This is a genomic window from Kutzneria kofuensis (assembly GCF_014203355.1).
Classification (GTDB): Bacteria; Actinomycetota; Actinomycetes; order Mycobacteriales; family Pseudonocardiaceae; genus Kutzneria; species Kutzneria kofuensis.
Genome location: NZ_JACHIR010000001.1, coordinates 3,635,496 through 3,648,308, shown reverse-complemented (window position 1 = coordinate 3,648,308; position 12,813 = coordinate 3,635,496). Strand labels below are relative to the sequence as shown.

The 12,813-nt window shown below is 71.4% G+C and carries 13 protein-coding genes; 6 read left to right on the top strand and 7 right to left on the bottom strand.

Going from position 1 to position 12,813, the window contains the following annotated elements; genetic code table 11:
* Positions 1–27: 27 nt before the first annotated feature.
* Positions 28–990 (top strand): quinone oxidoreductase family protein, encoded by a 963-nt coding sequence (locus tag BJ998_RS16680; protein WP_184862729.1) that lies wholly within the window; start codon positions 28–30, stop codon positions 988–990.
* Here the strand turns inward: BJ998_RS16680 and BJ998_RS16675 are convergent.
* Positions 978–1,877 (bottom strand): glycosyltransferase, encoded by a 900-nt coding sequence (locus BJ998_RS16675; protein ID WP_184862727.1) that lies wholly within the window; start codon positions 1,875–1,877, stop codon positions 978–980. The genes BJ998_RS16680 and BJ998_RS16675 overlap by 13 nt on opposite strands.
* Before the next feature lie 159 nt (positions 1,878–2,036).
* The gene (locus BJ998_RS16670; RefSeq protein WP_184862725.1) at positions 2,037–2,621 is read right to left on the bottom strand and encodes a peptide deformylase; all 585 of its coding nucleotides are present in this window, start codon (positions 2,619–2,621) and stop codon (positions 2,037–2,039) included.
* Positions 2,622–2,809: 188 nt separating this feature from the next.
* Here BJ998_RS16670 and napA point away from each other — a divergent pair, with 188 nt between their 5' ends.
* Positions 2,810–3,106, top strand: coding sequence for a nucleoid-associated protein NapA (gene napA / locus BJ998_RS16665; protein WP_184862723.1), 297 nt, complete (start codon positions 2,810–2,812; stop codon positions 3,104–3,106).
* A complete protein-coding gene (locus BJ998_RS16660) occupies positions 3,103–3,705 on the top strand; it encodes a LytR C-terminal domain-containing protein (protein ID WP_184862721.1) in 603 nt (200 codons plus the stop codon). Before napA ends, BJ998_RS16660 begins: the two co-directional genes overlap by 4 nt.
* Positions 3,706–3,784: 79 nt before the next feature.
* Here the strand turns inward: BJ998_RS16660 and BJ998_RS16655 are convergent, their stop codons facing one another.
* The 5 genes from BJ998_RS16655 to moeA are packed head-to-tail and all read right to left on the bottom strand — an operon-like array spanning position 3,785 to position 9,195.
* Entirely contained in the window at positions 3,785–5,965 is a 2,181-nt protein-coding gene (locus BJ998_RS16655) for an AAA family ATPase (RefSeq protein WP_184862719.1), read from the bottom strand.
* A 28-nt stretch (positions 5,966–5,993) separates the two neighbouring features.
* Positions 5,994–6,938, bottom strand: a complete 945-nt coding sequence (pssA, locus tag BJ998_RS16650; RefSeq protein ID WP_184862717.1) for a CDP-diacylglycerol--serine O-phosphatidyltransferase — start codon at positions 6,936–6,938, stop codon at positions 5,994–5,996.
* A 4-nt stretch (positions 6,939–6,942) separates the two neighbouring features.
* Positions 6,943–7,653 carry a phosphatidylserine decarboxylase gene (locus BJ998_RS16645; RefSeq protein ID WP_184862716.1) on the bottom strand — a complete coding sequence of 237 codons (711 nt, stop codon included), beginning with the start codon at positions 7,651–7,653 and terminating at the stop codon, positions 6,943–6,945.
* Between the two features lie 42 nt (positions 7,654–7,695).
* A complete protein-coding gene (locus tag BJ998_RS16640) occupies positions 7,696–7,968 on the bottom strand; it encodes a GlsB/YeaQ/YmgE family stress response membrane protein (RefSeq protein WP_184862714.1) in 273 nt (90 codons plus the stop codon).
* A 9-nt stretch (positions 7,969–7,977) separates the two neighbouring features.
* A complete protein-coding gene (gene moeA, locus BJ998_RS16635) occupies positions 7,978–9,195 on the bottom strand; it encodes a molybdopterin molybdotransferase MoeA (protein ID WP_184862712.1) in 1,218 nt (405 codons plus the stop codon).
* A 187-nt stretch (positions 9,196–9,382) separates the two neighbouring features.
* On the opposite strand from moeA, the gene BJ998_RS16630 reads away from it, so the two are divergent.
* The 3 genes from BJ998_RS16630 to groL all read left to right on the top strand — a co-directional run bounded on the left by BJ998_RS16630 (position 9,383) and on the right by groL (position 12,665).
* Positions 9,383–9,586: a cold-shock protein gene (locus BJ998_RS16630; RefSeq protein ID WP_025354171.1), complete on the top strand. Its 204-nt coding sequence runs from the start codon at positions 9,383–9,385 to the stop codon at positions 9,584–9,586.
* Between the two features lie 94 nt (positions 9,587–9,680).
* Positions 9,681–10,859, top strand: coding sequence for a serine/threonine-protein kinase (locus BJ998_RS16625; RefSeq protein WP_184862710.1), 1,179 nt, complete (start codon positions 9,681–9,683; stop codon positions 10,857–10,859).
* 183 nt (positions 10,860–11,042) lie between these two features.
* Positions 11,043–12,665, top strand: a complete 1,623-nt coding sequence (gene groL / locus BJ998_RS16620) for a chaperonin GroEL (protein ID WP_184862708.1) — start codon at positions 11,043–11,045, stop codon at positions 12,663–12,665.
* Positions 12,666–12,813 lie beyond the last annotated feature (148 nt).

Here is a 12,813-nt window from a genome sequence, read left to right as displayed (position 1 = left end):
CATTTTTCGCCGCCTACGTTCGATGGCATGCGAACAATTCACATCGACCGGCACGGCGGTCCCGAGGTCATGGCCTGGACCGAACTCCCCGACCCCACACCCGGCGCCGGACAGGCCGTGGTCGCGCCGACCGCCATCGGCGTGAACTACATGGACATCGGCGCCCGGGAAACCGGTATGGGCGGTTGGGGTGCGCCGGTGACGCTGGGCGTGGAGGGCGCGGGCCGCGTGGTCGCCGTCGGGGACGGGGTGGACGACCTCGCCGTGGGCGACCGCGTGGCCTGGTACTACGTGCCGGGTAGCTACGCGGAGCTGGTCCTCGCGCCGGCGGGGTCGCTGGTCAAGGTGCCCGACGACATCGACGACGAGACCGCGGCGGCGGTGATGATGCAGGGCCTGACCGCGAACCACTTCACCACGGAGACGTACGCGATCAAGCCCGGCGACACCGCCGTCGTGCACGCCGCGGCCGGCGGGGTCGGGCTGATGCTGACCCAGATGATCAAGGCCCGCGGCGGCACCTCGATCGGCCTGGTGTCACGGCCGGATAAGGTCGCCGCGGCAACGGCCGACCACGTGCTGGTGTCCAGCGGCGGCGGCTTCGAGGACAAGATCCGCGAGCTGACCGGCGGCGAGGGCGCGCACGTGGTCTACGACGGCGGCGGCGCGCCGACGTTCCGCTCGTCGCAGCTGTCGCTGCGCCGGCACGGCGTGCACGTCTACTACGGACCGTTCATGGGCGTTCCCACGCTGACGCCGATGGACCTGCCCAACAGCATCCTGCTGTCGTACGCCGTCGTCGCCGACCACGTGCCGACGCGCGAGGCGCTGATCCGCCGCACCGGCGAGGTGTTCGACATGGTCCGCAAGGGACAGATCACCGTGCGCATCGGCGGCCGCTACGCCCTCAGGGACGCCGCCAAGGCGCACGCCGACCTCGAATCCCGTGCCACCACGGGAAAGCTGTTGCTGGTGCCTCAGGACAGGTAACCCGCCACCGCGTCGGCGATGCTGCCCAGCGCATCGAGCCGCGCGTACTCCGCGGCCAGGCGCTTGGCGTTGCCCCGATAGGTCGGATCGGTCAGCACGATCCGCACCGCCTTCTCGATGTCGTCCTCCGACGGCTTGTCCGTGGCCAGGTACAGCGCCGCCCCCGTCGCGGCGGCCCGGGTGTTGCTCTCCAGCTGTTCGGCCGAACGACCGGTCAGCACCAGCGGCTTCGCGTTCCGCAACGCCTGCTGGACGGTGTCGAAGGCGCCGTCGCTGATCACCACCTCGTCCGCGATGTGCTTGGACGGCAACGTGCCGATGAAGCGCACGTGCGAAGGCGTGTCGCTGCGCCGGTAGCTCAGCTCCTCGACGGACAGCTGCAGGAACCGGTCCGCCGCGAGGACCGGGGCGTCCAGCACGAACGGCAGCGGATCATGCGTGACGCCGACGGACCGCATGGCCTCGACGAACTCCGCCTGCACGCCGCCGAGCGCGTCCCGCACGTACTCGTAGGCGCGGCGGTTGCGCTCGCGGCCGGCGGCCGTGCGGTCCGGCGGCAGGCCGAGACCGGCCGGCGCGGTGTCGATGCTGCTCAGCGAGTACGGCTCCGTGCCGACCAGGATCAGCGCCGCCGGCTTCGGGCCGGGCGCGCCGTAGCTGAGCGGCAACGTGCCCTGGAACGCCACGTCGCCGACCACGACCGTCGGCTTGTCCGACTCCGCCAGCAGCCGGCACAGCCGGCGGTGCTGGTCGACCAGCGCCCGGCCCGTCGGCGGCTCGAGGCCGGTGATCAACTCCACTTCGTGGCCGCGGTCCGTCAGCGCGCCGGCGATCGTGCGCATCGCGCGCCGGTGCGAGGTGGTGGCCGTGACGACGACCCTGCCCATGGCTGTGTCCTCCCGAGATCTCCGCCTACGGTAAGTAGACGTGCGTTCACCGGGAGAGGATCAAGGGGCGGACGAACGGGCACGCAGAACGACCCGCGTGCCCACGACCGTGGTCACCGCCGCGAGCCGCGCCGAGGCCGCGCTCGGCCGGGCGGTCGGCTACGCCTCTTCGTCGTCCGCGAACGGATCCGGCTCGACCGCCGGGTCCCAGGACAGGCCGGGCACGCCCCAGCCGTTGCGCTTGACCATCTTCTTGGCCGCCCGGGCATTGCGGCCGACCAGTCGGTCCAGGTAGAGCAGGCCGTCGAGGTGGTCGGTCTCGTGCTGCAGGCAGCGGGCGAAGAAGCCGGTGCCCTCGACCTCGACCGGCTCGCCGCTGTCGTCGAAGCCGGTCACCTTGGCCCAGGTCGCTCGCCCGGTCGGGTAGGTCTCGCCCGGCACCGACAGGCAGCCCTCGAAGTCGTCGTCCGGGTCGGGCATGCCCTCCGGCCGCTCCGAGGTGGTCAGCGTCGGGTTGACCACGACGCCCTTGTGTCGCACGCCCTCGTCGTCCGGGCAGTCGTAGACGAATACCCGCAGGTCGACGCCGATCTGGTTGGCCGCGAGACCGACGCCGTTGGCCGCGGCCATCGTCTCGTACATGTCAGCGACCAGGGTGCGCAGCTCGTCGTCGAAGTCCGTGACCGGGCGCGTAGGGGTGCTCAGCACCGGGTCGCCCACCACGCGGATCGGGTGAATCGCCATGCGCCGACCCTAGGGGCCGGTTCGGCAAGATCAATGTCAGGGGTGGTCGGTAAGGTTCACCGGATCGTGACGCGCCGGGGTCGGGCACGGCCCGGAGCAAGATCACGTGATTGAATGGTCGCGGGGAATCACACGGGTGTGATTCCTGCGACCGCAGGGATCCGCGACCGTGAGGGGCGAGGAGCCAGATGGACGCCGTTAAGGCCATCACGCAGGTGGACGAGCCTGCCGACGGCCTGACCCGACGCGAGCACGCCATCCTGGCGTTCGAACGTCAGTGGTGGAAGTACGCCGGGGCCAAGGAGCAGGCCATCAGGGAGCTGTTCGACATGTCCTCGACCCGGTACTACCAGGTGCTCAACGGCCTGATCGAGAAGCAGGAAGCCATGGCGGCCGACCCGATGCTGATCAAGCGGCTGCGTCGGCTGCGCGCCGGCAGGCAGCGCGCCCGCGCCGCGCGCCGACTGGGGTTCGAGCCGCGATGACCACGCCGGAGTCCACCGGCGGCCCGGCCCGCCCCGCCCGCATCGCCGGCATCGTCCTGCTCGTCGTCGCCGCCATCGCCCTGGTGATGGGCATCATCAGCCTGCTGCCGCTCGGCGGCGGGGGCAACGAGGCCGGCGGCTCCACCAGCAACACGCCGCCCCCGGCCACCACCACGTCGTCGTCCGCGCCGGCCAAGCCCACGACCACCACGCAGGCGCCGCCGCCCACCACGACCACGGCCAAGCCGCCGGCCAGCACGACCACCAACCCGCCGGCCCAGCCGCCGCCCGCGAACAACCCGCAGTCGGTGCCGGTGCGCGTGTACAACAACGGCACCATCAAGGGCATGGCGCAGCAGGCCGCCTCCGACTTCACCAGCGCGGGCTTCAACGTCACCCAGGTCGGCAACTACTCGCAGGGCATCATCGCGACGACCACGGTGTACTTCCGGCCCGGCACCGACGAGGAAGCCGCCGCCAACGCGCTCGGCCAGGCCTTCCACATGCGGGTGATGCCCCGCTTCGACGGCATCCAGGCCGCCGACCCGGGTGTCATCGTGATCGTCACCGACGACTACAACCCGCCCAAGAAGGGCTGATCGGACGTTGGGAAGGGCCTGAGCTGCGTGAAAGGACCATTCCTCGCATCCAACGCGTGGAATGGTCCTTTCCGAGCGGTCAGAGCTTGCGGGAGTCGGCGTAGGCGGCTAGGGCGGCCAGCTGCGCCGGGTCCAGGGAGGGGCGGACGGCGGTGCGGGCCTTGGCCAGGTGCGCGGCGGTGACCTCGGCCGCCGCCAGGGACTCCCGCATGGCGGTCAGAGCCGCCTCCCGGACCAACCCCGCGCAGTCGGCGGCGGAATAGCCGTCGAGCTCCTCGGCCAGCGCGGCGAGGTCGACGTCCGCGCCGAGCGGCATGTTCTTCGACGACGACCGCAGGATCTCGGTCCGAGCCGCCGCGTCCGGCGGCGGCACGTAGATCACCCGCTCCAGCCGGCCCGGCCGCAGCAGCGCGGGGTCGAGCAGCTCCGGCCGGTTGGTCGCGCCGACCACGATCACGTCCCGCAGCGGCTCGACGCCGTCCAGCTCGGTCAGCAGGGCGGCCACCACCCGGTCGGCGACGCCGGAGTCGGAGGACTGGCCCCGGCGCGGCGCGAGGGCGTCGACCTCGTCCAGGAAGACCAGGGTCGGCGCGGCTTCCGCGGCCCGGCGGAACAGCTCCCGCACGGCCCGTTCGGACTCGCCGACGAACTTGTCCATCAGCTCCGCGCCCTTGACCGACAGCACGTTCAGTCGCCCGCTGCCGGCCAGGGCCCGCACCAGGAACGTCTTGCCGCAGCCGGGTGGCCCGTACATCAGCACCCCGCGCGGCGGCTGAACCCCCAGGCGGGCAAAGGAATCCGGGTACTGCAGCGGCCACAGCACGGCCTCGGTGAGCGCCTGCTTGACCTCGCTCATGTCGCCGACGTCGTCCAGGGTGAGGCCACCGGTCCGCAGAGTGTCCGAAGTGGACATAGAGATCGGGCGGACGGTCTCCAGCGCCCCGAGCAGGTCCTGCTGGCTCACCTGCAGCACGCCGCCCTGGTGCCGCATAGCCGCCCGCAGCGCGGCTTCCCGACGCAGCGCGGCCAGGTCGGCGGCGACGAAACCGGGGGTGCGGTCGGCAACCTCGCCGAGGTCCACATCGGACTCCAGCGGTACCTCGCGCAGTAGCACCCGCAGCAGCTCGACGCGAACTTTGCCGTCCGGCAACGGCAGCGACAGCGTGCGGTCGACCAGCTCCGGCGCGCGCAGCCGCGGGTCGATCGCCTCCGGGTGTGCGCTGGTCACGGCCAGCGCCAGGCCCTCGGTGCGGACGGCCGCGCGCAGCGTGTCCAGCACAATCGTCGCGACCGGCGGGGGAGTCGCCGCCGGCAGCAGGGCGTCGATGTCGGAGATCAGCAGCACGGATGGCTTGGTGGCCTTGGCAATCGCCGCCGACAGCTGCTTGGCGGCGGCGTTCGCTTCCAACGCGGCGATGCTCGGCGCGGACAGCTCGACCACCGAGGCCCCGGTGCTGTGGGCGACCGCGCGCACCAGAGTCGCCTTGCCGACGCCTTCCGGGCCGCTCACCAGCACACCCAGCTGCGCCGACGCGCCGAGCTGGGCCAGCAGCTCCGGCCGGTGGAAGGCCAGGTTCAGCCACTCACCGAACAGCTTCGCGGAGTCCTGCTGCCCCACCAGGTCCGCGACCGGCACGGGCGCGACCTCGGGCGCCTCCACCGGCACCACGACCGGTTCCGGCTCGGGCTCCGGTTCGGCGACTACCTCAGCGCCGCGCCAGGTCAGCACGCTGCTCGGGCCGATGGTCACCGGCCCCGGCGGCTGTGTCGCCGTCACGGTGATCAACTCGTTCGTCCACGTGGTGCCGATCGCCAGCGCCAGCTGCCGGCGCGCCTGCGAGACGTCCGAGCCGGGCGGCGGGGCGAGGTCCTGCGGCAGCAGTGACACGGCGTCGCCCGTGGTCAGGACCTTGCCGGTCAGGGCCAGCCGCAGCGTGTCCGGGTGCACGGATGCCGACGCCAGCCGTGAACCGGACACCACGATCGACCGCGCCGCCGACACCTCGACCGGCGCCACCGCGATCTCCGAGCCCTCGACGATGCCCAGATTGGACAGTGTGACGTCGTCCACGTAGACGATGCCGTGCGGGCTCTCGCCGTCGTGCGCCGCGGCCAGGGCGGCGCTGACCCGGGCGCCGGTCAGCTTCACCGCGTCCCACTGGCGAAGGCCGAGCGCGTCGAGCACTTCTGGGTGCAGCCGGACGACACCTCGCCGGGTGTCCAACGCGGACGGCGACAACCGGGCGGTCAGCGAGATCACGCGGCCAGCTTAGCCACGCGGCCGTGACTCAACGGCGTTCTTGACGGCGCAGCCCCAGTTGACGCCAACCCCGGCGGCGGCCGTCGCCGTTGGTGGACGGTTCGCTGCGCCGGGGCAGCCGCACCTGGCTGATCCGGCTGGCCGCGCCGGCCACCCGGCGGCGCAGCGGCGGCCGCAGCCCGAACCGGCGGGCGGCGCTGCCGGCGCGGCGGATCGCCCGCCGCTCCCGCGACGGCACCGACCACGCCTCGGGGTGCCGGGCCAGCCAGTAGTAGCGGTAGATCGAGTACGGGATGTGCGCCAGGTAGATCAGCATCGCGGCGACCAGCGCCCACAGCGGGTACAGCAGCACGGTCGCGGCCACCAGCACCACGCCGACCAGCAGCGGCGCCACCAACCGCGGCGGCACCTTGATCGTCTTCAGCGACAGCGTCGGGACCCGGCTGATCATCAGAGCCGCGACGATGACCGTCCACACCGCGACCACGATCGGCGAGGTCCACCAGCCGCTGCCGGCCGCCAGCCACAGCACGATCGGCAGCAGCGCCAGCAGCGCGCCCGGCGGTGCCGGCACGCCGACGAAGAACTCCTTGGTGAACGGCGGCTTCTCGGTGTCGTCGAGCAGCGTGTTGAACCGGGCCAGGCGCAGCACCATGCACGCCGCGAAGATCAGCGAGACGATCCACAGGCCGTTGTCGGAACCGTGGGCCCAGATGTACAGCATCAGCGCCGGCGAGACGCCGAACGAGATGGCGTCGGCCAGCGAGTCCAGCTCGGCGCCCATCTTGCTGGTGGCGTCCAGCAGCCGGGCGATCCGGCCGTCCAGGCTGTCCAGGATCGCGGCCGCGCCGATCGCGCCGATCGCCACCGCGTAGTTGTTGGTGAGGGCGAACTGCACGCCGGACAGGCCCGCGCACATCGCCAGCACCGTGATGGCGTTGGGCAGCAGCCGCACACCCGGACCCGAGGGCATCTGGTCAGCCCCCGAGTTCGGCGAGCACGGTCTCGCCGCCGATGGTCCGCTGCCCCGGCTCGACCAGCACCCGGCTGCCCAGCGGCACGTAGAGGTCGACGCGGGAGCCGAACCGGATCAGGCCGTAGGTGCGGCCGGCCACGGCCTGCTCGCCCTGGTTGACCTCGCACACGATGCGGCGCGCGACCAGGCCGGCGATCTGCACGACCACCAGGTCGTGGCCGTCCTCGGTGCGGATGGCCAGCGAGTTGCGCTCGTTGTCCTCGGACGCCTTGTCCAGGTCGGCGGACAGGAACTTGCCCGGCCGGTAGTGCACGGCGGTGATCTCACCGGTCGCCGGCAGCCGCTGCACGTGCACGTCGAAGATGTTGAGGAACGTGCTGATCCGCAGCATCCGCCCGAACGGCAGGCCCAGCTCGGCCGGCGGCACCGCCTCGGTGACGTCCGCGACCGTGCCGTCGGCGGCGGCGACCGCGATGTTCGGGCGGGTCGGCGTCACCCGGGCCGGCTCCCGGAAGAACCAGGCGCACCAGGCCGTGGCCAGGAAGCCCAGGAAGCCCAGCCGGCGGTTGAGCAGCCGCAGCACGAGCGCCCCGACGGCGAAGCCGGCCACGATCGGCCGGCCGCCCGGGTGCATCGGCGGCACGGTCTTGCGGGCCAGGTCCAGGAAGTGGCTGACGGAGAACCCGGCGGGTTCGGGCGAGTTGGCGTTCATCGCGGCACACGATAGGGCACCCGGCACGGGCCCCGGCGTGGGCTACCGGCCGCGACCGGCGTTGCGGAACAGGCTCAGCACCGCCAGCAGCAGCACGGCGCCGACCAGCGCGATGCCGAAGCTGGTGAAGTTGAAGCCGAAGTCCTGCGGATGCCCGGTGGCCAGCTGGAACAGGAAGCCGCCCAGGAACGCGCCGGCGATGCCGACCAGGATGCTGACGATGCAGCCCTGCGGTCGCCGGTCCCGGCCGCCGACGACGAGGTTGGCGGCCCAGCCCACGATCGCGCCCAGCACGATCCATCCGATGAGTCCCACGACACGACTCTACGCATCGAGTCCGACAACCGTGACGGCCTCGCCCGCCGCCACCTCGCTGACCCCCTCCGGCACGACGACCAGGCAGTTCGCCACCGCCAGCGCGCTCAGCAGGTGCGAGCCGGGACCGCCGACCAGCTCGACCGTGCCGGCGGCCGGGTCGAGCAGGCCGCGCCGGAACTGCCGGCGGCCGGACGGCGAGCGCAGCGCCTCCGTGATCACCGCGCTCCGGGTCGGCCGCTGGATCACCGCGTGCCCCATCGCCGAGCGCAGGGCCGGCCGCAGGAACACCTCGAACGACACCTGTGCGCTGACCGGGTTGCCCGGCAGCGTGACCACCGGCACGCCCCGGTACTTGCCGGCGCCTTGCGGCATGCCCGGCTGCATCGCCACCTTGCGGAACTCCACGCCGTTGCCGGTGAACGCGTCCTTCACCACTTCATAGGCGCCGGCGCTGACCCCACCCGATGTGACGATCAGGTCGGCCGATTCCAGCCGGTCCTCCAGCGCCCGGTGAAACGCCTCGACATCGTCCGGCACGAAGCTGAGCACCTCGGCCAGCGCACCCGCGGACCGGATGGCCGCCGCCAGCATCACGCCGTTGGACTCGTAGATCTGCCCGGGCAGCAACGGATTCCCCGGCGCGACGAGCTCGGACCCGGTCGACAGCACCAGAACCCGCGGCCGCCGCCGCACCGGGAGCTCGCCCGCGCCGACCGCGGCGGCCAGACCCAGCTGCGCCGGCCCGAGTTCCGCGCCCGCGCGCAGCACGACGTCGCCGACCCGGACGTCCTCGCCGGCCCGGCGGATGTGCGCGCCCGGCTCGACCTCGCCGTGCACCAGCACCCGCTCGACGCCGCCGTCGGTGAGCTCGACCTGGACGACGGCGTCCGCGCCGGGCGGAACCGGGGCGCCGGTCATGATCCGCTGCGCCGTTCCGGGCGCCAGGTCGGTCAGTTCCGTTTTTCCGGCGGGGATGTCGTCGGTTACGGGGAGTTCGACGGGGGCGTCCCTGATGTCTCGCGCCCGAACGGCGTAACCGTCCATCGCCGAATTGTCGAACGGCGGCAGGGCAACCGGGGAGCGGAGGTCCTCGGCGATGGCCAAACCGAGGCAGTCCGCGACGGGAATGCGTTCGACCGGCGTATTGCCGACCAGCCCCAACACAGTCGAAAGGTGCTCGTCGACGCTCGCCAACCGGGTAGCTGAAGTGGACACGGACCCCATCCTCCCGCATGCCCGCCGCTGTCGGCGGTACCGCCGTTCGAGTCATCAGAAATTGCTGTGCGGCAACGAACCTGTCGCAACAAGAGCACCCAACAAGCAGATGGCGTGACGCCCTGTGGCCGCTAACGTTGACGTGAGATCCATTCGGCGCCCACAGCGCCGCGCGCCACATCTCAAGGAGGACGCCGTGGCAGTCGGCACGGTCAAGTGGTTCAACTCGGAAAAGGGCTACGGCTTCATCGCTCAGGACAGTGGTCAGGACGTGTTCGTCCACTACTCGGCGATTCAGATGGACGGATTCAGGGCACTGGCCGAGGGCGACCGGGTTGAGTTCGAGGTCCAGGCCGGCCGCGATGGCCGCAGCCAGGCCGCGGACGTCCGCAAGGTCTGAACGAGTCACCAGTGACGGCGGCGGCCCGCGCGGCCGCCGCCGTTTTCCCACCAACCGGCCGCGAGGCAAAACTCGCGGACGTTAGGCTGACCTCGTGTCGGACGACTTGACCGGGAAGCGCCTGGGCCACTACCGCATCGACGCGGTGCTCGGCCGCGGCGGCATGAGCGTCATGTACCGGGCGACGGACATGAGGCTGGGCCGCAAGGTCGCGCTGAAGGTCATCTCCGAACACCTGACCGAGGACCCGGAGTTCCGGGAGCGCTTCGTCGACGAGGCGCGCAACACCGCGGCCATCGACCACTCCAATGTCGTGCCGCTGTACGACTTCGGTGAGCTGGACGGCCTGCTCTACATCGCCATGCGGCTGGTGGACGGGTCCGACCTGGCCAGCCTGATCAAGGACGGCCCGCTGCCGCCCTCGCGCGCCCTGATCCTGGTCAGCCAGGCCGGCGAGGCGCTGGACATGCTGGCCGGGCGCGGCCTCGTGCACCTGGACGTCAAGCCGGCCAACATGCTCGTGACGAGCCGCGAGTCCGCGGGCGAGCACGTCTACCTCGCCGACTTCGGCCTGACCCGGCGCGGCGCCACCGGCCACCGCACCCGCGGCGGCGACTTCCTCGGCTCGCCCACGTACGCGGCGCCCGAGCACCTGCGCGGCGAGCCCGTCGACGGCCGTACCGACCTGTACTCCCTGGCCTGTGTGCTGTTCGCGTGCCTCACCGGCCGCCCGCCCTATCAGGGCAGCGTGTCCGAGGTGATCCAGGGCCACCTGGGCAGCCAGCCGCCGTCGGTGACCAAGCTGGTGAACCTGCCGGCCGGCATCGACGACGTGATCCGCAAGGGCATGGCCAAGGATCCCAAGCAGCGCTACGCCAACTGCCGCGAGCTGGTCGCCGCCGCCCGCTCGGCGCTGGTCACCGTCGCGCAGCCGGGCGTGCCCGCGCCGACGCCCGTGACGCAGCAACCGACCGTGCGGACCGAGCCCGCCAGCGGGCCGGTTCCCGTGCAGGCCGCCGCCCAGACCGCCCAGGGACCGTCGTCGCAGCCGTTCCCCAGCCAGCCGCAGCCGCGGCCGTACCAGCAGCCGGCGCAGCCGCAGTACGGCTATCCCCAGGCCGGCGACCAGCCGGTCCGGCTGCGCCCGCCGACGCCGATCAACAACACCGCCTTCCGCGAGGACGGCGGCGCCGCCCGCTGGGCCGTGCCCGTCCTGGCCGGCACCGCGTTGCTCGTCATTCTCGTCGTGTTCATCGTGTGGCTGACCGCCTGAGTGCCGCTTGCTTGCACTCGGCCGCCCCGAGTGCTAAACACGAACTAGCACTCGGGCACTACGAGTGCCAACACGTTAGGTCGGGACGGTGAGGCCGTCCGGGAGATCCCGGAGGGTCGTCCGTCGCGGGCACCGAGCCTGGCCGAGCACCGTGTCATCCATAATCCGGAGGACCACACCGCAATGGCCAAGATGATCGCGTTCGACGAGGACGCCCGCCGCGGTCTCGAGCGCGGGATGAACACCCTCGCAGACGCCGTCAAGGTGACGCTCGGCCCCAAGGGTCGCAACGTCGTGCTGGAGAAGAAGTGGGGCGCCCCCACCATCACCAACGATGGTGTCTCCATCGCCAAGGAGATCGAGCTCGAGGACCCGTGGGAGAAGATCGGGGCCGAGCTCGTCAAGGAGGTCGCCAAGAAGACCGACGACGTCGCTGGTGACGGCACCACCACCGCCACCGTGCTGGCCCAGGCGCTGGTGCGCGAGGGCCTGCGCAACGTCGCGGCCGGCGCGAACCCGCTGGGCCTCAAGCGGGGCATCGAGAAGGCCGTCGAGGCGGTTGCCGAGCAGCTGCTGAAGACCGCCAAGGAGATCGAGACGAAGGAGCAGATCGCTGCCACCGCGTCCATCTCCGCCGCCGACTCCACCATCGGCGAGCTGATCGCCGAGGCGATGGACAAGGTCGGCAAGGAAGGTGTCATCACCGTCGAGGAGAGCAACACCCTCGGGCTCGAACTGGAGCTCACCGAGGGCATGCGCTTCGACAAGGGCTACATCTCCGGTTACTTCGTGACCGACGCCGAGCGCCAGGAAGCGGTCCTCGAGGACCCGTACATCCTGCTGTTCGGCTCCAAGATCAGCTCCGTCAAGGACCTGCTGCCGCTGCTGGAGAAGGTCATCCAGGCCGGCAAGCCGCTGCTGATCATCTCCGAGGACGTCGAGGGCGAGGCCCTGGCGACCCTGGTGGTCAACAAGATCCGCGGCACCTTCAAGTCCGTCGCCGTCAAGGCCCCGGGCTTCGGCGACCGCCGCAAGGCCATCCTCCAGGACATCGCCACCCTGACCGGTGGCCAGGTCATCTCCGAGGACGTGGGCCTGAAGCTGGAGAACGCCGACCTGACCCTGCTGGGCAAGGCGCGCAAGGTCGTGGTGACCAAGGACGAGACCACGATCGTCGAGGGCGCCGGCGACGCCGAGCAGATCCAGGGCCGCGTGAAGCAGATCCGCGCCGAGATCGAGAAGTCCGACTCGGACTACGACCGCGAGAAGCTGCAGGAGCGCCTGGCCAAGCTGGCCGGCGGTGTCGCGGTGATCAAGGCCGGCGCCGCCACCGAGGTGGAGCTCAAGGAGCGCAAGCACCGCATCGAGGACGCGGTGCGCAACGCCAAGGCCGCCGTCGAGGAGGGCATCGTCGCCGGTGGTGGCGTGGCCCTGCTGCAGGCCGCCGAGACCGCGTTCGCCGGCCTCACCCTGTCGGGTGACGAGGCCACCGGTGCGAACATCGTCAAGGTCGCCGTCGAGGCGCCCCTGAAGCAGATCGCCGTCAACGCCGGCCTCGAGGGCGGCGTCGTGGTGGAGAAGGTCAAGGGCCTCAAGGCCGGCGAGGGCCTCGACGCCGCGACCGGCGAGTACAAGGACCTGGTGGCCGCGGGCATCATCGACCCGGCCAAGGTCACCCGCTCGGCGCTGCAGAACGCCGCGTCGATCGCCGCGCTGTTCCTCACCACCGAGGCCGTCGTCGCCGACAAGCCGGAGAAGAACCCGGCCCCGGCCGGCGCCCCGGACGCCGGCGGCATGGACTTCTGATCTAGAGGTTCTGCGCTACAGGCAAGGCAGAAAGCCCGGCTCCGCACCCGCGGAGCCGGGCTTTTGCTTACCCCGACCCCCGCGAGTCCCGCTCAGCGTCACACCGAATGTATGAATCGGTTTCACGGATTCGGTGTGACTGTGGGCG